At 53.8% G+C, this 24,677-nt stretch carries 29 protein-coding genes; 14 read left to right on the top strand and 15 right to left on the bottom strand.

Annotated elements, in window-relative coordinates; all coding sequences use genetic code 11:
• Positions 1 to 2: 2 nt before the first annotated feature.
• The 3 genes from PHN51_03270 to PHN51_03280 are packed head-to-tail and all read right to left on the bottom strand — an operon-like array spanning position 3 to position 2,153.
• Entirely contained in the window at positions 3 to 311 is a 309-nt protein-coding gene (locus tag PHN51_03270; GenBank protein ID MDD2817799.1) for a hypothetical protein, read from the bottom strand.
• Between the two features lie 2 nt (positions 312 to 313).
• Positions 314 to 847 carry a peptide-methionine (S)-S-oxide reductase MsrA gene (msrA, locus tag PHN51_03275; protein MDD2817800.1) on the bottom strand — a complete coding sequence of 178 codons (534 nt, stop codon included), beginning with the start codon at positions 845 to 847 and terminating at the stop codon, positions 314 to 316.
• Between the two features lie 19 nt (positions 848 to 866).
• Positions 867 to 2,153: an MFS transporter gene (locus tag PHN51_03280; protein ID MDD2817801.1), complete on the bottom strand. Its 1,287-nt coding sequence runs from the start codon at positions 2,151 to 2,153 to the stop codon at positions 867 to 869.
• Between the two features lie 24 nt (positions 2,154 to 2,177).
• Between PHN51_03280 and PHN51_03285 the strand changes: the two genes are divergently transcribed.
• Both PHN51_03285 and PHN51_03290 read left to right on the top strand, forming a co-directional pair.
• The gene (locus tag PHN51_03285) at positions 2,178 to 2,684 is read left to right on the top strand and encodes a TIGR04338 family metallohydrolase (protein ID MDD2817802.1); all 507 of its coding nucleotides are present in this window, start codon (positions 2,178 to 2,180) and stop codon (positions 2,682 to 2,684) included.
• Entirely contained in the window at positions 2,674 to 3,459 is a 786-nt protein-coding gene (locus tag PHN51_03290; protein MDD2817803.1) for a DUF2786 domain-containing protein, read from the top strand. The genes PHN51_03285 and PHN51_03290 overlap by 11 nt, the downstream gene beginning before the upstream one ends.
• Here PHN51_03290 and greA read toward each other — a convergent pair.
• Positions 3,456 to 3,947 carry a transcription elongation factor GreA gene (gene greA, locus PHN51_03295; GenBank protein MDD2817804.1) on the bottom strand — a complete coding sequence of 164 codons (492 nt, stop codon included), beginning with the start codon at positions 3,945 to 3,947 and terminating at the stop codon, positions 3,456 to 3,458. The two genes, PHN51_03290 and greA, sit on opposite strands and share 4 nt — an antisense overlap.
• A 41-nt stretch (positions 3,948 to 3,988) precedes the next feature.
• Positions 3,989 to 4,453: a DUF4307 domain-containing protein gene (locus PHN51_03300; protein MDD2817805.1), complete on the bottom strand. Its 465-nt coding sequence runs from the start codon at positions 4,451 to 4,453 to the stop codon at positions 3,989 to 3,991.
• A gap of 68 nt (positions 4,454 to 4,521) precedes the next feature.
• Here PHN51_03300 and mca point away from each other — a divergent pair, with 68 nt between their 5' ends.
• Genes mca through PHN51_03325 form a run of 5 tightly spaced genes read left to right on the top strand, consistent with a single transcriptional unit; the run spans position 4,522 to position 7,645 of the window.
• Positions 4,522 to 5,385: a mycothiol conjugate amidase Mca gene (mca, locus tag PHN51_03305; GenBank protein ID MDD2817806.1), complete on the top strand. Its 864-nt coding sequence runs from the start codon at positions 4,522 to 4,524 to the stop codon at positions 5,383 to 5,385.
• A complete protein-coding gene (locus PHN51_03310) occupies positions 5,385 to 5,603 on the top strand; it encodes a hypothetical protein (GenBank protein ID MDD2817807.1) in 219 nt (72 codons plus the stop codon). The genes mca and PHN51_03310 overlap by 1 nt, the downstream gene beginning before the upstream one ends.
• Positions 5,563 to 6,339 carry an SURF1 family protein gene (locus tag PHN51_03315; protein MDD2817808.1) on the top strand — a complete coding sequence of 259 codons (777 nt, stop codon included), beginning with the start codon at positions 5,563 to 5,565 and terminating at the stop codon, positions 6,337 to 6,339. Before PHN51_03310 ends, PHN51_03315 begins: the two co-directional genes overlap by 41 nt.
• 10 nt (positions 6,340 to 6,349) lie before the next feature.
• Entirely contained in the window at positions 6,350 to 7,264 is a 915-nt protein-coding gene (locus PHN51_03320) for a carbohydrate kinase (GenBank protein MDD2817809.1), read from the top strand.
• 9 nt (positions 7,265 to 7,273) lie between these two features.
• Entirely contained in the window at positions 7,274 to 7,645 is a 372-nt protein-coding gene (locus PHN51_03325) for a DUF3817 domain-containing protein (protein MDD2817810.1), read from the top strand.
• Here the strand turns inward: PHN51_03325 and PHN51_03330 are convergent.
• Complete coding sequence (locus PHN51_03330; GenBank protein MDD2817811.1) at positions 7,638 to 8,315, bottom strand: uracil-DNA glycosylase; 678 nt, start codon at positions 8,313 to 8,315, stop codon at positions 7,638 to 7,640. The two genes, PHN51_03325 and PHN51_03330, sit on opposite strands and share 8 nt — an antisense overlap.
• Positions 8,316 to 8,435: 120 nt before the next feature.
• Between PHN51_03330 and PHN51_03335 the strand changes: the two genes are divergently transcribed.
• Positions 8,436 to 9,275 (top strand): MaoC/PaaZ C-terminal domain-containing protein, encoded by an 840-nt coding sequence (locus tag PHN51_03335; protein MDD2817812.1) that lies wholly within the window; start codon positions 8,436 to 8,438, stop codon positions 9,273 to 9,275.
• A gap of 4 nt (positions 9,276 to 9,279) precedes the next feature.
• Here the strand turns inward: PHN51_03335 and PHN51_03340 are convergent, their stop codons facing one another.
• Positions 9,280 to 9,903, bottom strand: a complete 624-nt coding sequence (locus tag PHN51_03340) for a LysE family transporter (GenBank protein MDD2817813.1) — start codon at positions 9,901 to 9,903, stop codon at positions 9,280 to 9,282.
• 43 nt (positions 9,904 to 9,946) lie between these two features.
• Here PHN51_03340 and PHN51_03345 point away from each other — a divergent pair, with 43 nt between their 5' ends.
• The 4 genes from PHN51_03345 (at position 9,947) to PHN51_03360 (ending at position 14,953) form a co-directional block, all read left to right on the top strand.
• A complete protein-coding gene (locus tag PHN51_03345; GenBank protein MDD2817814.1) occupies positions 9,947 to 11,965 on the top strand; it encodes a thioredoxin domain-containing protein in 2,019 nt (672 codons plus the stop codon).
• A 9-nt stretch (positions 11,966 to 11,974) separates the two neighbouring features.
• Complete coding sequence (locus PHN51_03350) at positions 11,975 to 12,736, top strand: isoprenyl transferase (GenBank protein ID MDD2817815.1); 762 nt, start codon at positions 11,975 to 11,977, stop codon at positions 12,734 to 12,736.
• A 146-nt stretch (positions 12,737 to 12,882) separates the two neighbouring features.
• Positions 12,883 to 14,205: a PhoH family protein gene (locus PHN51_03355; GenBank protein ID MDD2817816.1), complete on the top strand. Its 1,323-nt coding sequence runs from the start codon at positions 12,883 to 12,885 to the stop codon at positions 14,203 to 14,205.
• 199 nt (positions 14,206 to 14,404) lie between these two features.
• Positions 14,405 to 14,953, top strand: coding sequence for a hypothetical protein (locus tag PHN51_03360; protein MDD2817817.1), 549 nt, complete (start codon positions 14,405 to 14,407; stop codon positions 14,951 to 14,953).
• Here PHN51_03360 and PHN51_03365 read toward each other — a convergent pair.
• From PHN51_03365 to PHN51_03385, 5 genes are all read right to left on the bottom strand, one after another.
• Positions 14,950 to 16,617, bottom strand: a complete 1,668-nt coding sequence (locus PHN51_03365) for a fumarate hydratase (protein ID MDD2817818.1) — start codon at positions 16,615 to 16,617, stop codon at positions 14,950 to 14,952. The genes PHN51_03360 and PHN51_03365 overlap by 4 nt on opposite strands.
• Before the next feature lie 31 nt (positions 16,618 to 16,648).
• Positions 16,649 to 18,592, bottom strand: a complete 1,944-nt coding sequence (locus PHN51_03370) for an alpha-amylase family protein (GenBank protein ID MDD2817819.1) — start codon at positions 18,590 to 18,592, stop codon at positions 16,649 to 16,651.
• A gap of 50 nt (positions 18,593 to 18,642) precedes the next feature.
• Positions 18,643 to 19,674, bottom strand: a complete 1,032-nt coding sequence (glpX, locus tag PHN51_03375; GenBank protein ID MDD2817820.1) for a class II fructose-bisphosphatase — start codon at positions 19,672 to 19,674, stop codon at positions 18,643 to 18,645.
• Between the two features lie 82 nt (positions 19,675 to 19,756).
• Entirely contained in the window at positions 19,757 to 20,533 is a 777-nt protein-coding gene (locus PHN51_03380; protein MDD2817821.1) for a YhjD/YihY/BrkB family envelope integrity protein, read from the bottom strand.
• Positions 20,534 to 20,537: 4 nt separating this feature from the next.
• Complete coding sequence (locus PHN51_03385; protein MDD2817822.1) at positions 20,538 to 20,795, bottom strand: TM2 domain-containing protein; 258 nt, start codon at positions 20,793 to 20,795, stop codon at positions 20,538 to 20,540.
• Positions 20,796 to 20,897: 102 nt separating this feature from the next.
• Between PHN51_03385 and PHN51_03390 the strand changes: the two genes are divergently transcribed.
• On the top strand, positions 20,898 to 21,452 hold the full coding sequence (locus PHN51_03390) for a DUF4245 domain-containing protein (protein ID MDD2817823.1): 555 nt from the start codon (positions 20,898 to 20,900) through the stop codon (positions 21,450 to 21,452).
• Here PHN51_03390 and PHN51_03395 read toward each other — a convergent pair.
• Positions 21,427 to 21,636 (bottom strand): exodeoxyribonuclease VII small subunit, encoded by a 210-nt coding sequence (locus PHN51_03395; GenBank protein MDD2817824.1) that lies wholly within the window; start codon positions 21,634 to 21,636, stop codon positions 21,427 to 21,429. The genes PHN51_03390 and PHN51_03395 overlap by 26 nt on opposite strands.
• Positions 21,633 to 22,790, bottom strand: coding sequence for an exodeoxyribonuclease VII large subunit (gene xseA / locus PHN51_03400; protein MDD2817825.1), 1,158 nt, complete (start codon positions 22,788 to 22,790; stop codon positions 21,633 to 21,635). The genes PHN51_03395 and xseA overlap by 4 nt, the downstream gene beginning before the upstream one ends.
• Before the next feature lie 50 nt (positions 22,791 to 22,840).
• Here xseA and PHN51_03405 point away from each other — a divergent pair, with 50 nt between their 5' ends.
• Entirely contained in the window at positions 22,841 to 23,800 is a 960-nt protein-coding gene (locus tag PHN51_03405; GenBank protein ID MDD2817826.1) for a 4-hydroxy-3-methylbut-2-enyl diphosphate reductase, read from the top strand.
• Positions 23,801 to 23,825: 25 nt separating this feature from the next.
• Here PHN51_03405 and PHN51_03410 read toward each other — a convergent pair whose 3' ends face one another.
• A complete protein-coding gene (locus PHN51_03410) occupies positions 23,826 to 24,674 on the bottom strand; it encodes a hypothetical protein (GenBank protein MDD2817827.1) in 849 nt (282 codons plus the stop codon).
• Positions 24,675 to 24,677: the final 3 nt, after the last annotated feature.

The raw sequence follows: 24,677 nt of genomic DNA on the forward strand, positions 1-24,677 counted from the left end.
CGCTAGGGCAGCGCTCGTCGCGCAGCGGTGAGTGCAGAAGTTGCTGGCACCAGTAGGTTTTCGTCGGTCGCTGCTTTGCGAACATCCTGTGCCAGAACTGTAATTACATCTGCGTAAGCACGCGGTTCAATCGCAGGAAGCGCTACGGGGGCAGCGTCCCCAAGTGCTGCCGAACATGCCAAGAGGGCTTCAGTGAGGGCGATGAATGTTTCTTGAACATCGCCAATCTTGTCTATAGGTAATGAACGCAATCGAATGACAACGCGGTTGAGCTCAGCATCGAATTCTTCAATGGGAGTTTGTGGCAGCATCGTTATACGAGTTCAGGCAACGGCACACCTGTGAGGGCGTGGCACCGGTAACCATTTGGATGTACTTCTAGATAGCGCTGATGATGAGGCTCGGCTGGGTAGTAAGTGAAGTCGTCAGCTGGGAAAATCTCGGTGGTAATTTCTTCGTATCCCTTGGCAATTAGTACATCGTTATATAGCGAACGTGTGCGCTTTGCGAGATCAAGTTGCTCGGCATTCGTAGTGAAAATAGCGCTGCGATATTGAGTACCGATGTCATTTCCTTGACGCATACCTTGAGTTGGGTCGTGACGCTCCCAAAAGATTCGCAAAATTTCGAGCGTTGAAATTTCGGCGGGGTCATACTCCACTCGAACAGTTTCGGTGTGACCTGTGCGCCCAGTGCACACTTCCTCGTAACTTGGATTGGGGTATATCCCGCCCATGTAGCCAACATTGGTGCTTTGAACCCCAGGTGTGAGCCAGTAAATTTCTTCAGCACCCCAGAAGCAACCCATTGCAACGTAAAGGGTTTCTGAGTTTGTTGTTGTGGTCATTGGCTAAGCGTACGTGTAATTAGGCAGTTGCTGGTGCGCTCTGGCGAACGCGACCCAAGGTTTCTGGCATAACCCAGACCACCATTAAAGCAATGAGGGAAAGCAGCGTTCCGACGCCGAAGGCCCAGTCGTAATCGAGCATATCTACGAGTAAACCAGCTGCGAGTGGGCCAAGAATCATGCCAAGGTCGGAAGTCATCTGGAAGGTAGCAACCACGATGCCCCCGCGTTTGCCCCCAACAATGTCGCCAACAACCGCAGCTGGTGCTGAACCAAGGAATGCAGCTGAGACACCTTGAATTGCCATTGAGGCGAAGAAGAGTGCTGGTCCAATCAGTGATGCCGTACCAAAACCATTGGTGAGGATGTCCGATGCAGTGAGCACCAACATGCCAAGAGTGAGCGTGGCAGTGCCGATGCGCATGGCCTTGCGTCGGCCAACGGTGTCCGCCATTCGGCCTGCAGGCATCAACAAAAAGGCTTGAACCACGGCTGCGATCAAGAACCCGAAGCCAGCAAGGGAGGCACCTCGATCGAGGGCTTCCGTGATGAACAACGGAACGATGGAAATCCGCAGACCAAAAGAGACAAAACCAGTCACGAGGTTGACCATTAGCGCTGCTCGATAGGCGCCATCGCCGAGCGCATCGCGTAACGATTCCTTTTTCTCCTCTTGACCATTGGAAACTGCCGTTTCCAATGCTTCAAGTTTTGCTTTTGCGAGGAATACCCAGCTGACGATCGCGGCAACAAGCAAGCTCGCTGCGTACACAAAGAATGGGGCACGGATCGACCAGGCGACGATGATGCCGCCAAAGGCTGGACCGGCGACGCCACCCAGAAGGAAGCCGCCTTGGAAGGCACTTGCAGCCCTGCCGCGTTGGTCGGGCTTGGACACTCGAAGCAGCAATGCGAGTGCGGAAACGGTGAACATCGATGAACCCACACCGGTGATGCCTCGCCAAAACAGCAGTTGCCAGTAGTCCTGGCTCATGCCTGCTGCCAAGCTCGTCAGCGCTACGAGGAATAAGCCTGTGGTCAAAATGACGCGTTCACCAAAGCGGTTACCCAACATGCCCGAAAACGGAGACATGATGAGTCGGGCTAGGGCCATGCCGGAAATCACGGCACTTGCTTCGAGCGCAGTGACACCAAAGGAGCGGGCGAATACAGGTATTGAGGGTGCCAGGATGCCAAAGCCGATAGATACGCAAAAAGCAATGGCTGACAGCACCGCAACTTCAGGAGGGAGATCTCGAAGCCACGGCGATCGTTGCACCATATGGTGCGGGCGCCAGGAAGTCATCGGGATGGACTCTATCCTCGTTGGGTGGCTGCTCGTGGAGGTTCAAAGATCAAAGATCGCGATCGATCGTTGGTCTATGGCGCAGAGGATCTTTGGTCCAAGGCTTTGGATCGAGGCGGTGTTGTGAATTTCTTTGGTTCTACCTTCACGTTGCCGCAACAGAAAGTCTTCGGCGATCTCACCGCGATGCAACGAACCGTTGATTTCTGGCTACAGGCCAAGCCCTTGCAATCTCAGTATCCAAATCTGGCTCCACTTGTGGTGCGAGGGCGTCAAGGTGAACGCAAGGCGCACTACGAACCTGATGGCGTCATTGCAATCCCACTTGAACAATCTTGGGCCTGTCGGGAGGCAGTGCTCGCACATGAATTCGCGCATCACTGTTCGTGGGATGCACGTACTCCCGCGCATGGACCAGCATTTCGTCGCGCGCTTGTTGGTGTCGCTGAGTTTGCCTTTGGTGTTGAAGCCGCCCTGCTGCTGAGAGCCGCCTATGACGGTGTGGGTCTTGAGGTAACCGATGCCCCTTGAGCGTATTAGTGCACTGCTAGCAAAAGCTGAACGCACGGATAACGAACATGAAGCTGATGCGTACTTGATGAAAGCTCAGGCGCTTGCAACAGCAGCGAGCATTGATCTCGCGCTTGCTCAGGCACACATCAAGCAGAAAGAAGAGCGTACAAATCCAGAGATGCGTACGGTGATTATTGGTGAAAAAGGTAAGCGCGCGAATCAGCATTTAATCGCACTTTTTGTTGCTGCTGCGCATGCAAACGATGCTCAAGTTGATATTGCCTCGAATTCAACTTTCGTCATTGCTTATGGCATGCCTAGTGATTTAGATGTTATTGAAACGTTGTTCACTTCGCTTGCAATACAGATGGTTACTGCGGGCCAACGCTGGGTGAAAAACGATTCATGGCGCGGTGAAACCTATGTTGCGGTTACTCGTGAGCGTGGTCGGTCAGTACGTAAAGTCAAACCACACACGGCGCACACCGTTCGTGTTGCGTTTTATAAGGCTTACATCGAGCGCATCGCTGAGCGCCTACAAGAAGCGCGCGCAACAGTGGTGCAAGAGGTGCAGGTGACTTCCACCCAAGGCGCGTTGGTGTTGCGTGCTAAATCAAAGGAAGTGTCAGAGTTTCATCGAGGTCAAAGTAAAGCTCGAGGTTCTTGGCAAGGCTATTCAGGTCAAATGCGAAGCGACCGCGGGAGTGCATCTAGCGCAGGTCGGACTGCCGCAAATAGTGCGAGGCTAGGTCAGCAATCAGGTATTGCGGGCAAGGGCGAACTTAACGCTTAGTGGGCGTACGTCTCGACCTTGCGAATCTCCACCGACATTTCCTTGCCGTTTGCTAATTCGTAGGTCGCAGTTTGGCCAACGCGCTTACCCAGCACTGCTGCTCCAAGTGGCGAAGTCGGTGAGTACACCTCAACTGATGCCAATGCAGCTTCTTCGCGAGAGCCCAACAGGAAGGTTTCCTCGTCGCCAAAGGCTGTGAACAAGATTGTGACGACTTTGCCAGGGGCTACTTCGTCTTCTTCGGACTCTGGGGCGCCGATCTTGGAATTCTCAAGTAACTGCTTGAGCTGGCGAACGCGAGCTTCGTTCTTGCCCTGTTCTTCTCGGGCTGCGTGATAGCCACCGTTTTCCTTGAGGTCACCTTCTTCACGCGCCAACTCGATGCGCTTGGTGATTTCCGTGCGCTTTGGCCCGGTCAGGTGGTCGTATTCCTCCTGAAGGCGGTCAAAGGCAGCTTGGGTTAACCAGGTGGTCGGGATGGCGCTCATGATGGTCAAGGGTAGTGGCCACATGACGATCTGCGAAGTGGCTAGGGAGTCCAGGGCTGGCTTGGTGGTGCTACGCCATATGGAAATTGCGGCCCGGGAATCGTCGCATCTCCACATCCCAGCACCTCAGCGGTGTAGGCGGGGATTGCTGTGCGCAGTGAGTACGTCGTGGCAAGTTCGCCATTAATGGGCTTGATTTGGACACTGGCATAGCCCACATCCGCTCGTGATTGATCCTGAGCTCGCAGGATGCAGGTCAGTGGATCGTCATTTCCAGTTTTGACTTGGAAGGTGATGTCAGTGCGGTCAGGTGCCATGACCTTCCAAGAAATGAGTGCAACTTCAGCGCTTGGCCGGGTGATCTGGAACGCGACAAAACCCAACACAAGTGCGAAGCACAGAGCCAAGGTGTAAGTGACAATCCGAGAAATGACGGATTTCTGATTGAGGCCGTAACGCTCCACCATCTCTGGAGAGAGGTGACTTGGCTGAAATGGCGTTGGCATGGTGACTCCATTGTGCCCGGGTGGTAGCCGCTCATTGCGCTGGGTAGGCCAGTTGGGACAATAGGGAGGTGAGTTCCTCCCTGCGCCTGATGGCCGTCCACGCACATCCAGACGATGAGGCGAGTAAGGGAGCAGCAACCACCGCCAAATATGTGGCCGAAGGCGTTGAAGTCATGGTCGTTACCTGCACCGGTGGAGAACGCGGCGACGTCCTCCACAGCGCGGCTGATGAAGATGTTGCCAAGTGGGGGATTGCTGAAGTACGCCGTCGCGAAATGGCTGACGCTGCACGGATTTTAGGTGTAAAGCATGAGTGGTTGGGGTTTGAGGATTCAGGTTTTCCAGATCCCGAATCTCCGCAACCACTACCTGTGGGCTGTTTCGCTGATTTGCCATTAGAGCTCGCAACGGCGCCCTTAGTGAAACTTATCCGCGCATTTCGCCCACAGGTGATCACGACGTACGACGAAGAGGGTGGTTATCCGCATCCTGATCACATTCGTACGCATGAAATCACGATGGCTGCTGTCACTGCAGCCGCCGATCCTGATTACCCATGTGAAGGTGCACCGTGGGAAGTATCAAAGATTTACTACAACATGCAATTCATTCGTGCGCGTGTATACGCATTGCATGAAGCAATGTTGGAAGCTGGCCTCGAATCTCCTTATCTTGATTGGATTGAACGTATGGAGAAACGTCCTGATGTTTCAAATCGAGTAACCACCAGTATTGAATGCGCTGACTTCCTACATATCCGCGATGCGGCACTCATCGCGCATCGCACTCAAATTGATCCTGATGGATTCTTCTTTAAAGTGCCTTTGGAAATGCAAAAGCAAGTGTGGCCAACGGAAGAATTTGAATTGGCCAAATCCCTTGTGCCAAAAGAACTTCCGGAGACTGACCTATTTGCAGGATTGAGGAACTGATGTTTTTGCTGGCTGCAGAAGAACAAATGAAGAGCGTTATCGATAAGGCAGGCCCTATTGCGCTGCTTTTCGTGCTGGCGCTCGGGGTTGCGTTGTATTTCTTGATTCGCTCAATGAACAAGCAACTCAAGCGAGCTGATGCCAACCTCGCAGATCACCCAGTTGAAGCAGTTGCTGATGAAACAACTCAGGCAGATGGCCAAACCAACAGCGAATGATTTGGTACGCCTAGCGTTCACGCCACAGTGGTTGTTACGCGCGGGATTAGGCGTACTCATCATCGTTGGCTTTACATTTCTTGGGCGATGGCAGTGGGATCGTTCACAAGATGTGCTCGCGCAAGAACAAGCAGCACTTGCGCAACCCGTTGCTATTGATTCGCTGAATCCAATTGGCTCTGACGTCACGAGTGACACTGTTGGTCGCGCAGTTACCGCGCGAGGCACGTACGTCAGCGATCAACAACGTTTTGTGTTGCACCGCGAATCAGATGGAAAAGCTGGTGTCTGGGTTGTCACGCCATTGCGACTTTCTGATGGGTCACTCATTGCCGTGATGCGAGGGTGGCTGCCGAGTGAAACTTCATTAGGAGTAGATGCACCTACAGGGCCAGTGGCTTTGCGGGGCACCCTGCAAGCAGATGAGTCCTTTTATAAGGGTGCTGTCGGCAGTGGAAATTCGATTCCCGCCATTTCCCAAGACACGCTGAAATTTGGGCCGACGGCTCGCTGGGGCTATCTGCGCCTGACAAGCCAGCAACCTGAAGTTGCACCGGCACCCATTCCCGTGCCAGTTCCGCCAGTGCAAGGACAGGCGCCTTTCCCGCTACAGAATTTCTTCTACGCCATTCAATGGTGGGTATTTGCACTGTTTGTCGTAGGCGCCTACCTGCGATGGCTCTGGTTGACGGCCAAGGAGTCAGCGGATTCTGTGCCTGATAGCGCGGTCGGCTAGGTTTTCGCTCATGATTACCGTGATGGGTGAAAACCTCATCGACATCATCGTGTCGCCGGCAGGCGAGGTGGCGTCGGTTGTGGGCGGTGCGCCGCTGAATACCGCTCGCACCTTGGCCCGCCTTGGGCACCAGGTGACCTTCTTGGGCGGCGTTTCACACGACTCCTTCGGGAAACGCATCAAGCGCCAGCTGGATGCCGATGGCGTTGGTTATGCACTTGGTGAACTCACTGCTCAATCGACAACGTTGGCCATCGCAGAACTTGATGATGGTGGCGCTGCGACCTATCGCTTCATGTTCGAAGGCACTGCTGCAGCATCCATGACTCCAGAAGTTGCCGTTGCTGCACTAGATAGGGACACCACAGTTCTCCACGTTGGCACACTTGCTCTTGTCTTTAATCCATTAGCGCACGCAACTCAGGCAGTGGTTCAGGCAGTGTCCACTGATTGCACCGTGATGGTTGATCCAAACTGTCGACCATCGGTGATGACCGATTCAACATTGTTTAACGAAACTCTCAAGATTGCACTTGATCGAGCCGACCTCGTGAAAGTCAGTGGCGACGATCTTGAATTCCTGTGGCCCGAAATTCCTGCGATTGATGCGGCCAAGAATTTGCAGCGCGAGTCGGGTGCAGTGGTGCTCTTTACTGATGGCGCGCAGGCCGTTCGTGTGATTACGGGTAATGGTGAAGTTGTTCTCGAAGTTCCTAAGGTCAGTGTTGTTGACACGGTTGGCGCGGGTGATTCATTTAGCGGAGGTTTCTTGGCCGCATGGCTTGACGCCGGGCGCACTCGTGCAGATTTACAGAACATTGATGCCATTGTTGAAGCAGCGAAGTTCGGCATTCGCGTTGCAGGTTTAACCTGCCAGCGCGCTGGAGCAGAGCCACCATTTCCAGCAGATCTTGAGATTGGCTAGGTTGATCACGTGAATTCAATTGCAGGCGCCGCAGTTCGTTACCGGATCATGGCCTACGTCACAGGTGTAGTGCTCGCAACCGCCTTCACTTGGATGGTGGTGCTGCTTATTGCTTGGATGGCAGACGGGAATTCGTTCTCAACATACTTCTCCGGAGACAGCAGTAAGCCAGGTCTTTATGGAGCACTGTGGATCATTCACGGCTGGGCGTATTTCCTCTACCTCATCGTGGGCGTAGATCTGGCATTCCGTTTGCGTTACTCAATCGGCCGAACTGTATTAATTCTGCTTGCGGGCACGATTCCGTTTATGTCATTTGTCGCAGAGCGTTATGTGCATCAGGATCTCGCCAAGCGTGCAGAGCCAACGTCAATTAGCTAGGTAATTCCCAGCGAATTGGTTTTGCCCCACGTTCTTCGAGTAATGCATTTGCTCGGCTAAATGGCCGCGACCCAAAAAACCCACGCGATGCTGACAATGGGCTTGGGTGCGCCGATGAGATCACAGGCACGTCGCCTAGAAAAGGCGCAATGGTCTGCGCATCGTTACCCCATAAAATTGCAACCAGCGGTTGCTTTCTTGATGCCAGCGCGCGTATCGCAACTTCAGTTACGCGTTCCCAGCCTTTACCTCGATGGCTTCCGGCGTTACCGGCTTCAACGGTGAGTACCCGATTGAGTAGCAGCACGCCTTGGTCAGCCCAAGGTTGTAAGTCGCCATTGCGAGGAGTTGGGCAACCGATATCACTGCAAAGTTCCTTATAAATATTTGCCAGGCTTCGCGGTAGAGGCGTGACATCCGAAGCGACACTAAAAGACAGGCCGACGGCATGCCCAGGCGTTGGGTATGGATCCTGGCCCATGATCAACACGTGAAATGAATCAAAGGGCTGTGAAAATGCGCGCAGGACTACTGGCTGGCTTGGTAGCCAGGAGCGCCCAGATTCAATTTCTTGATTTAAGAATTCTTCAAGGTTGGTAAGCGTCGCTTGTTCCGAGGCAAGAACAGCCATCCAACTGGGATGCACGTGTTCGAGCAGGTGAGTCAGCACATGCAAAGCCTATGAGCCTTGTTCGGCGTGAAAGACTTCGGAGAAGTAATTGCTGTGTTCCTCATCGCATTCGGCATGATTCGCATGCGCCGCCGCGATGTCCAAGAGTAGTTTGGGCAAGTGACGAACCCCGTAATTGATGCGTATGACGCTTATGTTGATGCAGATGCCGTATTGGCATATGCGTTAGCGACCAATGATCCAAATGAGCTGTGCTTTACCGGAGTAAAGGCTTCGCCTCTGGTGACTGCTCCTCACGTCGTACGCGCGTTTATTGAAACGAACACCAAAGCAGTTCCCGAGGGAACGATTACGGGCACTCGTGCTGGCGTACATGCAATGCATGATGTTCACTACTTCCGACCAATTGAACTTGGGTCGATGGTGCGTGTTGAAGGTCGCAATCACGCGGTGAAGCAAACGTCTGCAGGTGTTTCCATCACCTCGGATTTGCGGGTCTTGAATCTTGAAGGTGAACTGCTGTTGCAGCATTTCTGGACCACGATGATGGTTGGTGGAACAACCTCAATGGAATATGGGGAAGCATCTCCTGCGCATTCTTTTCCAGACGAAGCTCGAAATTCTCCGGTTGGATCCTTCACTTTCGATGTTACGCGCGATCAAGCCTTTCGTTATGGCGGCGCATCCGGTGACCGCAATGGCCACGCGATCGACGACATGATTGCCAAGTCTGAAGGATTCCCTGGAAAAATCGTGCAAGGTCTGTGCACATTTGCAATGTGCAGTGGTGCTTCGGTCAATCTCGTTGGTGCTGGGGATCCGGATAACCTCACCAGGGTTGCTGGACGTTTCTCAAGCCCTGTTTTTCCGGGGAGCAAACTGACTGTTGATTTATTTGATGCAGGAGTTAATGAAACTGGCGGCCGAGTTATCGCATTTGAAGCGACGTCTAATGGCGTCACTGTCGTCAAGCACGGTCGAGCTGAATTTAAGGCGTAACTGATTAATGCAGATCGCCAAAGATGAGGCGCGCTGCGATCAGAAGCATGACCACGCCGATCACGGTATCGAGTACGCGCCAAGTGCTTGTACGCGACATTAATGGAGCCAGAGCGCGCGACCCAAAACCCAAACTTGTAAACCAGGCTGCACTAGCAAGCACTGCGCCTAACGCAAACCACCACCGGTCTGGCCCGTATTGATTTCCAATCGAACCAACGAGCAATACGGTGTCGAGGTACACATGTGGGTTCAGAAATGTGAATGCCAAGGTTGCGGCGATCACTGCAGAAAGTTTGCGCGAGGTTTGCTCAGATGGCACTAATGAATCAGGAAACCGAGCCTTCCAAAACGATCGGAGGGCAAAAATCACGAGATACGTCACTCCGACCCATTTCACGATTTCCAAGGCGAGATCGGACTGCTCAACGAGGACGCCCAAACCGCCGATGCCCAAGATGATCAGCAAAGCATCACTTATGGCGCAGATGGCAACCGCGGTAAAAATATGATTACGCGCAAGGCCAAGGCGAAGAAGAAAGGCGTTTTGCGCTCCGATTGCCACGATCAAACTCAGTCCTGTAAAGAAACCAGGGATCGCTGCATGCACTGCTCGACGGTAGGCCATGACCGATGAAAACCATTGATGCGACGTGCAGGAAGATGGCTGTGTGGCAAATCAGCTGATTAATTCAACCTCGCCCTATCTTCGCCAGCATGCCGATAATCCAGTGCATTGGCAGGAATGGTCGCAGGCTGCTTTCGCAGAAGCTCGTGAACGCAATGTTCCAATTTTTCTTTCGATCGGCTACTCGGCGTGCCACTGGTGCCATGTCATGGCCCACGAATCCTTCGAAGATTTAGAAGTTGCCGAACTCATCAATGCCAATTACGTCGCAATCAAGCTAGATCGTGAAGAGCGTCCAGACATTGATGCGGTTTACATGCAGGCAACTTTGGCGTTAACAGGTCACGGTGGTTGGCCAATGTCGGTCTTCCTTGATCATGATGCGCAGCCGTTCTACGCGGGCACGTATTTTCCTAAGACATCAAGAAATGGAATGCCAGGATTCATCGAGATTCTGAACGCACTGACGCAGGCGTGGAATGAACGACCTGATGAAGTTTCCTCGGTGGGCAGCCGTGTCGTTAAGGCAATGAGTGAACGGGCCGCATTCATCCTTGGTGATGCACCTACGGGTGAGATCCTTGAACGTGCAGTTGAGCGCTTGCAATTGGATTTTGATGAAGTGCACGCTGGGTTTGGTGGGGCTCCGAAATTTCCTCCATCAATGGTCTTGGAATTCCTACTTCGAGAAGCGGCTCGCACAAATAATTCGACGGCACTGTTCATGGCGGAGCGCACGCTCACTGCGATGGCTCGCGGTGGAATGTATGACCAGTTAGGCGGCGGGTTCGCCCGCTACTGCGTCGATACCTCATGGACGGTCCCGCATTTTGAAAAAATGTTGTATGACAACGCTTTGTTATTGCGTGTGTATCTTCATTGGTATCGGTTAACAGGTTCGGAACTAGGAGAACGTGTCGTTCGAGAAACTTCTACTTTCCTGATCAACGAGATGCGTACGCCAGAAGGCGGTTTTGCATCAGCCCTTGATGCAGACACCGATGGAGTTGAAGGAAAGTTCTACGCATGGACACCAGCAGAAATTATCGAAGCCCTTGGTGCCGCTGATGGGCAATGGGCAGTCGCCTTACTGGGTGTTACGGAGCAGGGCACATTCGAACATGGGTCCTCTGTTTTGCAATTACTCGCTGATCCAGATGACGCCGCTCGCTGGTTCGTGGTTCGCGAGCGTTTGTATGCATTCCGTGCTCGACGCACGCAACCCGGCCGCGACGACAAGGTTGTTGCATCGTGGAATGGTTTGGTTATCGCTGCGCTTGCAGAAGCGGGGGCGTTACTGAACGAGCCTGAATGGGTTGAATGTGCGCTGATCGCAGCGGATCTTCTCGTCGCACTTCACTTGGGTCTAAATGGTGATGATCGACTTTGTCGCACCTCGCGCGATGGTATTCCTGGAAATAACGCGGGAGTCTTGGATGACTACGGCAGCGTTGCTGAAGGCTTCCTCGCACTTTTCCAAGTGACCGGTGATGATTCCTGGTTAGCACTCAGCGGAGTGCTCATAGATGTAGCACTTTCGCATTTCAGCGATCCCAAAGGTGGATTTTTTGACACTGCCGACGATGCACCGGCGCTTGTTCAGCGCCCACAAGATCCGTCAGATAACGCGGAACCATCTGGTTGGTTTGCGATCACCAATGCTTGCGTGAGTTATAGCGCGCTCACTGGAGTCCAGGACTATCGAGTCATAGCAGAACGCGCACTTGGAGTGGTTTCAGAGCTGGGCCCACGTGCACCACGTGCTTGCGGCTGGGGATTAGCCACGGCATCCGCATTGATTGATGGACCAATGGAAATAGCAGTGATTGGTGAATTCCAGGATCCAGCAACGAGCCGATTGCGGGCAGTTGCTCTGGCGGCAACGGCCCCAGGTGCAGTGATTGCCGTAGGTGAGCCGGGAAGCGACGTTCCACTGCTCCGCGACCGGCCCCTCGTGAACGGAGCCGCTACGGCCTATGTCTGTAGGGGTTTTACCTGCCAAGCCCCGGTCATCGATCAGTTTGTCTTGGCATCTCAGGTGGGTGCGCGAAGCGGGGAGTAACCTGCGCATGTGGGCCTTGCAGACATCATCTATGGGATTTATGAGCGCAGGCTCGCCGCTCAAATCCCTCCTGATCAGATGCCACGGCACATCGGTGTCATTCTTGATGGCAATCGACGTTGGGCAGAGGCCCAAGGTTCAAGTTCTTCAGCTGGGCACCGTGCAGGTGCCGCCAAGATTGAAGAATTCCTGGGCTGGTGCGATGACGCAGGTGTCGATCATGTGACCCTGTGGCTGCTGTCAACTGACAATCTCAACCGCCCGGCAGATGAGTTGGGCCCGTTAATGGCCATCATCGAAGAGACGGTCGTTGATATGCAGGAACAAGGCCGATGGCGCTTACATGCAGTGGGTGCTTTGGACCTCCTGCCTGATCACACTTCCCGTATTTTAAAAGAAGCGGAAGCGGCAACAGCGGATGCACCAGGCGCCTTCGTCAATATTGCTGTGGGTTACGGCGGTCGACGTGAAGTAGTGGATGCGGTGCGTTCACTGATGCAAGAGCATGCAGATCAAGGCACCTCACTCGATGAGCTTGCGCAGTTCATTGATGTTGAACATATTGCGGAGCATCTTTACACCAAGGGTCAGCCGGACCCTGATCTTGTGATTCGAACATCCGGTGAACAGCGTTTGTCGGGCTTCTTGCTATGGCAAAGCGCGCACTCAGAGTTCTACTTCTGTGAGGCTTACTGGCCTGACTTCCGACATGTGGATTTTTTGCGAGCTTTGCGAGCCTATGGCGCTCGTCATCGCCGATTCGGCGCCTGAAGTTAACCAATACGCAACGTTCCGCGAACGGCGTGGCGCACTTGAATTCCAGGATTGCGTTCTACCGTCACGTTTATGCACAAGCATCCGCTTATGTAAATCCGCACCGGGCCACGGTGGTGGCCCCAACTGGAGGCCGAGCGCCCGTGTCATCTCGCCCAGCAGTCAATGCCGATATTCGTACCTACGTCCTTGATACGTCAGTTCTTCTTTCCGATCCAACTGCGCTGAAGTCTTTCGCGGAACATTCTGTTGTACTTCCGCTTGTTGTCATTAAGGAACTTGAAGCCAAACGACACGATCCGACGCTGGGATTCAACGCTCGCACGGTGCTGAGAAACCTGGAAGCCTTACGGCAGGAACCAGGCGCTGATTTACGTAAAGGCATTGAAATCAATGAACAGGGTGGCACTGTTCGAATTGAAATCAATCACGTTGACACCTCACATCTACCTGACGCAATTAAGGCTGAGCGCAGCAATGACACGCGCATCCTTTCGGTGGCAGAAGGGCTGCGTCGCGATGGCCACGATGTCGTGGTCGTCTCCAAAGACCTTCCAATGCGTCTCCTCGCTGCTGGAGCGTTGGGAATTCCAGCTGAGGAATATCGCCGCGAGCAGGTTGAAGATTCCGGGTACATGGGTCTGGTGGAAATCGAAGCCCCACGTGAAGATGTTGATGATCTCTACACACATGGATTCATTGATCTCTTCGATCATGACTTGCCAGTGAACACTGGCGTTGTTTTAGTATCGCCATCTTCATCAGGCCTGGCTCGAGTCAATGTTGATAAGCAACTTGAACAAGTGCGTGGAGATCTTGAAGCCTTTGGCATTCATGGCCGGTCTGCTGAGCAGCGCATTGCTCTTGCACATTTACTTGACTCAGAAATCGGTGTCGTGTCACTTGGCGGATCCGCAGGCACGGGTAAATCTGTGCTCGCACTTGCTGCTGCGCTTGAATTAGTACTTGAACGTCGCGAAGCAAAGAGAATCGTTGTGTTTCGACCAGTGTTTGCTGTGGGTGGTCAAGAGATTGGCTTCTTACCCGGAACGGAAGCCGAGAAAATGTCGCCATTCTCGGCAGCGACCAAAGATGCCCTGGAAGCAATTGCAAGTGAACATGTCATTGACGAAATCATGGATCGAGGACTACTCGAGGTGCTCCCACTGACGTATGTGCGTGGTCGCACGTTGGTCGACACGATCGTGATTTTGGATGAGGCACAAAACCTTGAACGCTCGACGATTCTCACGGCAATCTCACGCCTAGGTAAGAACAGTCGCGTATTCCTGACCCACGATGTTGCGCAACGCGACAATCTGCGCGTGGGCCGTCACGATGGCATCGCTGCTGTGGTGGAACGGCTCAAAGGAGAGTCACTCTTCGCCCATGTAACTCTGACGAAGTCTGAACGCAGCCCAATCGCTGCCCTGGCTACTCGCCTGATTGATGATGGAATCCTCTAGTTCTACTTGAGGGTTTGCTTCTCATCGTGTGATTCAAGCCACCTCATGGGGGATTCCTCGCCACTTTTCGGCACGATTTTGTGAGGGATTTAGGTTGTCTGGCGTATACGTGACCTGATCCACGTCTGCCAAAGATGACAGAACTCGATTCACAAGGCACGGTATTCCGAGGCTTCTAGCCAAGGAGGAGGTGTTTGTGATGCGTAAGTGCGTTGTGCTGTTGGTTGCAGCTGGACTCAGCCTTGGCCTAGCCGTGCCCGCTCATGGCGCCGAGGCTGTGACCCCTGCCCCGAGTGCGACTGCCGCGCCCGCATCATCGCCAACGCCGAACGCGCCAACGTTGACCAATCGGCTCGCCGTTGAGTCCACGTATGCCAAAGGTGCAGGCAAAGCCACCGATAAGCATGGTGTGGCCCAAAGCCTATACACCGGCAAGTGGTACTCAAAGAAAGCTGAACGCAAGCGTCGTTGCATTGTGCGTAAAGAAACCGGCGGCAACTACAACTCAGTGAGTTCCAATGGTCGGTACCGCGGCGCTTACCAAATGAGCAGGCCGCTTGCCGTAGGTGCAACATGGATGATGCAGCCGGAAGTAAAGAAAGAGCTCGGCGCCAAGGCTGCTGCTGTTGTAGCAAAGTTGCGCAAGGTACCCACGCAAAAATGGAATCGTTACTGGCAAGACCGGGCTTTTTGGACCATCTGGCGCAATGGCAGTGGTAGAAGTCATTGGCCAATCCGGGGCTGTTAGCTCTTTGGTGGTCCGACCGGAATCTTGGTCACCATTGGCTTCATTGTTTCAGCGAAAAAGTCATTGCCCTTGTCATCAACAACAACAAATGCAGGGAAGTTCACGACTTCAATCTTCCACACGGCTTCCATGCCAAGTTCAGGGAAATCCAGCACTTCAACCTTGGTGATGTTGTCTTGAGCCAAGCGAGCAGCCGGACCGCCAATTGAACCCAAGTAGAAACCGCCGTTGTCCTTGCAGGCATTTGTAACAGCCATGCTGCGGTTACCTTTAGCCAGCATCACATGTGAGCCGCCTGCTTTCTGGAATGCATCAACGTAGCCATCCATGCGTCCTGCAGTTGTTGGGCCAAATGATCCCGATGCGTAACCTTCTGGGGTTTTTGCTGGGCCTGCGTAATACACCGCGTGATTTTTAAAGTATTCAGGCATTGGCTCACCGCGATCTAGCATTGCCTTAATCCGAGCGTGAGCCAGATCGCGTGCCACGATCAATGAACCTGTCAGGGATACGCGAGTTTTCACTGGAAGCTTCGATAGTTGTTCGCGAATATTGCTCATTGGCTGGTTCAAATCGATTGAGACAACATCGTCGTCAAGGTGTTCGTCCGTGACGTCTGGGAGGTAATGCGCAGGCTCGCGCTCTAGCTGCTCCAAGAACACGCCCTCGGCGGTGATCTTTGCCTTGGCTTGGCGATCAGCTGAACATGACACAGCGATTGCTACTGGCAAAGAAGCGCCGTGACGTGGCAAGCGGATCACGCGAACGTCATGGCAGAAGTACTTGCCTCCGAATTGGGCACCGATGCCAAATTCCTGGGTCATCTTCCAGATCTCTTGTTCCATTTCAAGATCACGGAAGGCATGGCCACCTGCGGAGCCGTGTACGGGTAGTGAGTCCAGGTAGCGAGCGCTTGCGTACTTCGCCATTTTCAATGCGTACTCAGCGCTAGTGCCACCAACGACAACAGCCAAGTGGTACGGCGGGCAGGCTGCGGTACCAAGACTGCGCAAACTTTCATCAAGGAAGTTGCGAAATGCTGTGGGATTCAACAGGGCTGCCGTTTGTTGGTAGAGATAACTCTTGTTTGCACTGCCCCCACCCTTTGCCATGAAGAGGAATTCGTATTCGGCTTCGTGACCCTCATGAGTATTTGCATACAACTCAATTTGAGCAGGCAGGTTCGTTCCGGTGTTGCGTTCTTCCCACATGCTGATGGGTGCCATTTGTGAGTAACGCAAATTTAGGTTTTGATACGCATCGAAAATTCCGCGGGAGAGATGTTCTTCATCCGAACCAGTGGTCCAGACATGCTGACCCTTCTTAGCGCTGATGATTGCGGTGCCGGTGTCTTGGCACATAGGCAATACGCCGCCTGCGGCAATGTTTGCGTTTTTCAACAGGTCAAGTGCAACAAAGCGATCATTCGGGCTAGCTTCTGGGTCTTCCAGAATCTTTGCGAGCTGGGCAAGGTGACCTGGGCGCAGCAGATGTGAAATATCGCGAAGGGCCTCGTAAGCCAAGGTGCTCAGTGCAGATGGTTCAACCTTCAAAATCGTGCGACCGTCGACGACCGTGGTGCTCACACCTTCAGTGGTGACCAGTCGATATGGAGTGTCATCTGAGCCAAGGGGAAGCATTTCTTGATATTGAAAATCAACCATGTAGGCAGCGTAAGGCTCTATGGGCGACTCGTTAAGAGGGTTGGGCTGTGAGCCACCACACGGCATATGGAGCCAAGGTGATGGTTGGTTCAGTGAGGTCAACAGTGGCACCGGTAATAGCCTCACCCGCAAGTGCGCCATTGAGAGGCCAAGCACTGTGGGTTGGAACTATCTGAGGTTGGGCTGACACGTTGTAGAGCTCAACAAGATCTCCTGCAGGGTGGCGGCGACGGAATGCAACAACCGCAGGATTGTCGGTAGCAAACACCACAGGTGGCGTCGCGGCATGCAATGAAGCCAATGACTTGCGAGCAGAGATCAGCGCGCTCATGCGAGTGAATACGGTGCCCGCAACTGTTGCTCGCGAATTGCGTTGTGCGACAACCTCCCAAGGCATGTGTGGGCGATGCATCCAGCGGTTATCGCCAGCTTGTGCAGGATTCTTCAAGTATTTCTCGTCATTGAGGAGCGCAATTTCATCGCCCATGTACAGCAGTGGCAAACCGCCGAATCCAAAGATCATTGAGTAACCACACATCAAGCGATTGATCGCTAGTTCGAGGGCATGCTCGTCATTTGCTTCAATTGCCGACTCAATGCCAGCAAGTGAAGCAGCACTTCCTGAGGTGCGTCGATCACCCGTTACGGGATTGACTTGAAAGTGTGCGCCGCGCGCGGGGCTCTGTGGAAGTTCTCCGCCGTAGTAACCACTGACGTAGGCACGATGGTCGTAGCCACTCACGCCAATTGCGCCTGCGTCTGCATCGTCAATGGCCCAACCAATGTCATCGTGGCAACGCAAATAGGTTGCCCAGGCGGTCGTGGTTGGAATGGGAGCGAAGCGTTGAAGTGCTTGCGCCATAAGGCGTCCTTCGCCGGTTGCCAGAGTTGACCACGCCTGAACCATAAGCGAGTTGTGGTAGGCAAGATCGGAAACCTTTCCGGCATGTTCACCGGTGCCGAGGTACGCAACGAGATCCGTTGGGGCGACAATTGCTTCTGCCTTGAAGATGACCGAAGGTGCGGCAATCCGAAGCGCCGCGCGTAAGCCCTGGGTGAGGGCGTGCACTTCAGGTTGGTTTTGTGAGTTGGTTCCAAGACGCTTCCACAGGAACGCGATTGCATCAAGGCGGAAACAATCCACGCCTTTGTTCGCTAAGAAGGTCAAGATGTCGATGAACTCACAGAACACATCAGGATTTGCCCAGTTGAGATCCCATTGCCATGAGTTGAAGGTTGTCCAAACCCAACGCTGTGATGGTTCATCCCAGGTGAAGTTGCCAGGGGCAAAATCAGGAAAGACCTCAGGAAGGGTTGCCTCGAACTCATCGGGAATCGTGCGATCGGGATACATCAAAAAGTAGTTGCGGTATTTCTCGTCACCGCCCCGAGCTTTGACTGCCCATTCATGTTGCTCGGCAACGTGGTTGAGTACTAAGTCCAGTGTCAATGAAATGCCGTTGGCATGCAGTGATGTCGCGAGGGATTCGAGATCATCAATTGAGCCAAGGTCTGGGCGCACTGACTTGTAGTCAGCAACGGCGTATCCACCGTCGTTTTCGCCAGTGCGAGGTCGAAGGAGCGGCATGAGGTGCAAATAAGTGATGCCAAGATCGTTCAAGTAATCGATTTTGGTTGCGATGCCGTTGAGGTCGCCAGCGAAGTGATCGGTGTAGGCCACGTATCCAACAGTCTCGGGCAGCTGGAACCAATCTGGCTGCAAGAGCCGATTACGGTCCCGCTCGACGAGTGCAGTTGGGCGAGCAGTGATCGCGCTTGCAATCACGTCAATGACAGCTGGCCAGACGATTTCCACGTCATAAACAGTGGCAAGCCCATCCCAGAGATCGGGGGCATAGCGATCAAAGCGAGCAAGTGCATCAACGGCTTGTGGAGATTTCTTCAGAGCAGCAGCCAGTTGCATTCGGCCACGCTGATAGGTGGAGGCCTGTTGCCCCCCAAGCAGGAAATGCATGGACAGAATGTAAACGATTCCATGCTTAGTTGACTAGGGGGGAGGTGAAGTTAGTCAAGATCTGGCTGACCAGCTCCTGGGCTATGGAAATCAATGGCTGAGTATTGGCCGAGCTTTGCCAAGCGATGTTCGCTGGCGACCTCGCGAATCGTTCCACTCTTGCCTCGCATCACGATTGAGTGGGTGGTTGGGCCCTCGGGGCGGTAGCGGACGCCTCGTAGGAGCTCGCCATCGGTAATTCCTGTCGCGCAGAAGAAGATGTTCTCGCCCTTGACGAGGTCGTGGGTGTGGAGCACGCGGTCTAGATCGTGGCCAGCGTCGAGTGCCTTGCGGCGTTCAGCCTCGTCTTGTGGCCAGAGTTTTGCTTGAATTGCACCACCCATGCAGACCATGGCCGCCGCCGCGATGATGCCCTCAGGTGTGCCACCGATACCTGCAAGCAGGTCAACGCCGGTGCCTGCGCGAGCAGCCATGATGGCGCCAGCGACGTCACCGTCTGAAATGAACTTAATGCGAGCGCCTGCATCGCGAACTTCCTTCACGAGATCTTTGTGACGAGGTCGATCAAGGATGCAAACGGTCAGGTCAGCAATGCTTTCGCCCTTGGCCTTTGCCAATTGCGCAAGGTTCCAGGCGATCGGGAAGTTGATGTCGATCACGTCAGCACCCTCAGCACCAACGACCAGCTTCTCCATGTAAAACACGGCGCTTGGGTCATACATCGCGCCACGTTCAGCAACGGCAATCACCGCAATGGCATTAGGCATGCCTTTTGCGGCAAGAGTGGTGCCGTCAATGGGGTCAACAGCAACGTCGGCTTCGGCTCCAGTGCCATCACCAACGCGTTCACCGTTGAAAAGCATCGGGGCGTCGTCTTTTTCGCCTTCACCGATCACCACAACGCCGTTCATGCTGACACTGCCAATGAGGGAACGCATGGCATTCACCGCGGCACCGTCGGCGCCGTTCTTGTCACCTCGACCCACCCAGCGAGCAGCAGCCATTGCTGCGGCTTCCGTTACTCGAACCAGCTCAAGGGCAAGGTTGCGGTCAGGAACTTCAATGGTGCCGGGCGTTGTCATCGTGTTGCCTCCTGTCCAGAGCCTAGGTCTGCAAACGGATACACGGCCTGCGTCACGCGAGGTGTTTTGGTCACACTCGGGTTTAGCTCGATTGACGATCGGTTACTAGCGAAGTGATGAAAGGGCCTAACAAGACAACGAATGCCGCAATCCAAACGCTCATAAACGAAGTGATGAGCCCAGCAACGGTTCCGTAGGTGAGCGTGAGACTAGGCGAAACTTGTGAAAACCGTTCCCACAGCAGTTCGATGGCAATCAGGCCAAGGGATGCAAAGAGAGCACCAGGCCACAACTGATGGAAACTGCGGCTTCGCCCAACGGCGATGCGATACAGAGCAAGGACCAGAGCAAAACAGACGGAAGCTGCAACCAAGCTGGCTACGGTCCGTGCAAATGTGGAACGCGCGTCAACGCTCAGGGCCACCGCGCCAAGGAAAAGAATTGCACCGAGCCCTATTGCACCGGCTGCAATGCGAACGATTGCAAATGAAGCCGTTGGTAGACCAAACCCTCGACGTAGTCCTCGTAGCAGCATCGCAACTGCGGTTGAGACCGTCCAGAGTGAAGCAGCCACAAGCAACACATCGCGCCACCAGCTACCCGGAGTGGGCTGAGCTACCGCGAGAAATGGCGCGATGAGCATGTCGCCAAAGGTTCCAGGAGCGGCCTGAGCCACGATCGCAAGTTGCTGAGCGACATCGTGTTGTTCAAAGCCCAGGCCTAAAACGTTGATAGCAACAACGCCGGCAGGGCCAAAGGAAAGAATGAGCCAGAACGCAACGGCTGACGCTGCTTCAGTAACCCTAGATTCGTGATGCCATTGGTGATACTCGAGTAAGCGAAGGCGCAAAGTCGCCAACCGTTTAGTTCCAGTTGAGAACGAGTTGACCCAGCTTGTCGCGGAAGGCGCCGACAATGATCATGATCAAATCCACGAGAACCCAAATGCCAAGCCCGCCCAGTGTCACGATCATCAAGATGCCGGTACCGACCTTGCCAACATAAAAGCGGTGGATGCGTAGGCCTCCTAGGAAGAAGCAGAGCAGGAGTGCTGCGAGCCGTGACTTGGGAGACACTTCACCAAGAACGGACTGAGGCGCATTGTTAACAGGCTGAGTCATACCCATGACCATGGTTGGTCAATTGGGTAGAAAGAACCTCTCTTCACACGTGTGTTCAGGCCACTTCGCCGAAGTGGGTACCTGATGCGTCATCATGATCTCGTGAGTTCAACGATGCCCGAGCCAACGGGGCGCCCAAATGCCCGATTAGCGCAAACCATCGGAGATATGGGTCGTTCGTTAGCGGTGGTGATTGCGGCAATCGCAGTGATCATGTTGATAACCCATCGTGCAGAGCCAGATCCTGTGCGCGTGGTCAGTATGAATACACCTCTGATGCTGGCAAACATGCAGGCAACATTCCCGATTGAAGTGCCACAAAAGAGCGATGGCTACCGTCTCACGAGTGCTCGTTTTTCAGGTAACCCAATCCCTGTCTGGCATCTGGGGTATGTCACGCCGCAGACTCAATACGTAGAAGTTGAACAGTCAGCGACGATGAAGCTCGACTTTCTGGAATCACAATTAGCAACGACTCGCGCTGTAGGCAAGGTAGAAATTAACGGTGCGGAGTGGCGCGTCTACGACGGTAATTCACAGCGCGCTCTCGTGCGGCAAATACAGGGCGTGACCACAGCAGTGAGTGGCACAGTCTCACTCAATGAGTTGAAAGCTGTCGCTGGATCGCTTGCTACTCAGAAACCGACTCAGCTGTAACAATGTGTTCGCGCGCTGCTTCTAACCATTGCTGACAATGGGCAGCGAGCAATTCCCCGCGTTCCCACAGTGCAAGTGAAGCCTCAAGGGTGTGGCCACCTGATTCAAGATTCGCTACGACTCCGGCGAGTTCATCGCGAGCCTCTTCGAAGGTCAACTTTGTTATGTCTGTGGGCTTGCTCATGTTTCCTCCGTTGAATCGTCAACTCGTTGGGTTTCAAAGGCACCTTGGGCAACTCGGACGCGAATGAAATCTCCAGGTGCAGTTGTGGCTGCATCGCGAATGATTTCTCCATCCGCATTGGTCACAATGGCGTAGCCGCGTTCCAGTGTTGCTGCTGGAGAAAGTGCTCGCACACGAGCAGTGAGATGTTCAAGATCACGAAGTCCGGCTTCAATTAAATGGTTCACACGTGTGCGAATGCGACGCAAGTTTTCCGAGGCGCTTTGTGATTCTCGATCAAGGCGATTCTTTAAAACCGAGGTTGAACGATGACGAAAAGCTTGAACAATGCCGAATTGTTCTTGCCAGGAAGGCACGATGCGCTTTGCGGCATCGGTTGGAGTTGAGGCGCGCAAGTCAGCCACAAGATCAAGTAATGGTGTGTCTTGTTCATGGCCGATGGCAGAAACTATGGGGGTACGTGCTGCCGAAGCTGCGCGTACTAATGCTTCGTTACTAAAGGGCAAGAGATCTTCAACGCTTCCACCGCCACGGGCAATCACAATCACATCAACATCGTCGATCGCATCAAGTTCAACGAGTGCGTCGGTAACAGCGGTGACTGCTTGGACTCCTTGCACCGCAACCTCGCGCACTTCGAATGGAATTCCAGGCCAGCGGTCATCCACGTTGACTAATACATCGTGCATCGCGGCGCTGTTGCGTCCGCAAATTAATCCGATGCGACGTGGAAGGAAAGGCAGTGTTTGCTTACGGTCGGGCGAGAACAGGCCCTCTGCAGTTAATAGGTGCTTCAAGCGTTCAAGTTGCTCAAGCAGCGCGCCTAGGCCCACGGGGCGAATTTCTTTGGCGCGAAATTGCAGGCTGCCTCTGCCGGTCCAATACTCAGGCTTGGCATAGACAACAATGCGTTGGCCTTGGGCAAGCGGTGGCTCAACGCTCCCAACCAGTGCGGCATCGGCCACGATCGTGAGAGACATATCAACATCGGGGTCGCGCAGGGTCAGATAGATATTGCGAGCACCCGGGCGCGGGCGAAATTCGGCAACTTGGCCATCTATCCAGATCGGGCCAAGACGCCCAACCCATTCACCAACCAGCCGGGAGACCGTGCGAACCGGTGCCGGGTGTTCAGCGGAGGAGTCAAGGGCCACGGGTGCAGCGTATGTGTTGTGACCGACGTCGGGCACCTACGATGAGTGCTATGTCGAGCACAAAGCGCGTTCTTTTGGCGGCCCCACGCGGATACTGCGCTGGCGTTGACCGGGCGGTGACCACTGTTGAAAACGCCCTCGATACCTATGGCGCTCCTGTATATGTGCGCAAAGAAATTGTTCATAACAAATATGTAGTGAAGTCACTTGAAAATCGTGGCGCGATTTTCGTTGACGAACTCGATGAAGTTCCTGAAGGCGCCAATGTCGTGTTCTCAGCGCACGGAGTATCGCCTACTGTGCATGTTGAAGCATCGGATAGAAACCTCAATGCGATTGATGCAACATGCCCGCTGGTCACCAAAGTGCATGCGGAAGCGCGACGCTTCGCTGCAGAGGGCTACCAAATCATTTTGATCGGTCATGAAGGTCATGAAGAAGTTGTCGGGACTACTGGCGAAGCTCCTGACGTCATCACACTTGTGCAAGATCCCAAAGAAGCTGCGGTCGTAAACTTGAGTGCAGATGACAAGTTGATTTGGTTGTCGCAAACAACTCTTTCCGTTGACGAGACGATTGCAACTGTCGATGTATTGCAGAATCGCTTTCCTAACTTGGTGAGCCCACCAAGCGATGACATTTGCTATGCGACACAAAATCGCCAAGCGGCCGTAAAAGCCATTGCGCCAAAGTGTGAAGTGGTGATTGTTGTTGGCTCGGGTAACTCGTCAAATTCTGTTCGTCTTGCTGAGGTTGCCGTCGAAGCAGGCGCAAAAAGCTCATATCGAGTCGATGGTGCTGATGAGCTTGATGAATCGTGGTTTACCAATGCGACAACGGTTGGTCTCACAAGTGGAGCATCCGTTCCAGAAATCTTGGTTCAAGATGTCATTGCCTGGCTTGCCGAACGTGGGTTTGGTGAGCTTGAAGAAGTCACAACCACGGTGGAGAAGTTGGTGTTTGCGTTACCGCCAGAGTTGCGTCGGGATATGAAAGCCCAAGCGAACTAACGCATCAGCTAAGACTATAAAAAAATTAGCGGCGCGAGCGCACAACAACTACAGCAAGGGCTGCAAGCGTGGTGCCAATAATCCAGAACCAGTTGTCAGCCAATGTGGTGAACGCATTGACGAATGCAGAAATGACAGCGCCGCCTGCGCGACTTTGACCTAATTGACCAACAGTCAAAGCAGCAATGCCGTATGCAATTGGTGGAGCAATAACAGCGACGCTGGCATCACTGACTCGCACCTTCACTGCGCAATAGATCGATGCCACGACAAACACAATGCCGGTGAGCCAGCCAAGGCCAGTGCCGCTGATGAATGAATCAAGGAATCCGGCGATCACCGTTGAACCGATCACCAGCACATAGACGCCAAGTGGGTTCAGGCCTGGATCGTTGCGGCGCGACTTGCTCATCGGCGCTTCCTTCATTTGGTCACTGCGCTGGCTGGTGACCTGCTCGGGTTCGCTCGTAATTGGGGAAGCAAACATTGCTTCTGAAGTATGAATGACGGCATCAGCAGGAGCCACAGGCGCATCAGCGGATTCTCGTTCGATTTCTTCGGCAATGACTGGCAGAGCAGCAGTGCCCTGCGCTCCGACAGTGCGCAGGTGTGCGGCTTCGGATCGGCTCAGTGCTGGAAGAGCAGTAGTTGCCGTTTCAGCGCCCACACTTCGAAATAGACGCCCGGTGTCAGCCTTTGGGCTACTGATTACTGGTGGGGCTGCGGGTGGAGTTACGGGAACAAATGGCGCTTCTTCAACGATGACGATGACTTCTTCTTCATCGGGCGCTACCGCAGGTGCGGGCGTAGATGGGCGAAAGAGCGCGCTGTAGGCGTCGTCTTCAGCGGGATCGCTGAATTGGCTTTCGTCCATCAC

It is taken from the genome of Candidatus Nanopelagicales bacterium, from assembly GCA_028687755.1.
Taxonomy (GTDB): Bacteria; Actinomycetota; Actinomycetes; order S36-B12; family S36-B12; genus UBA11398.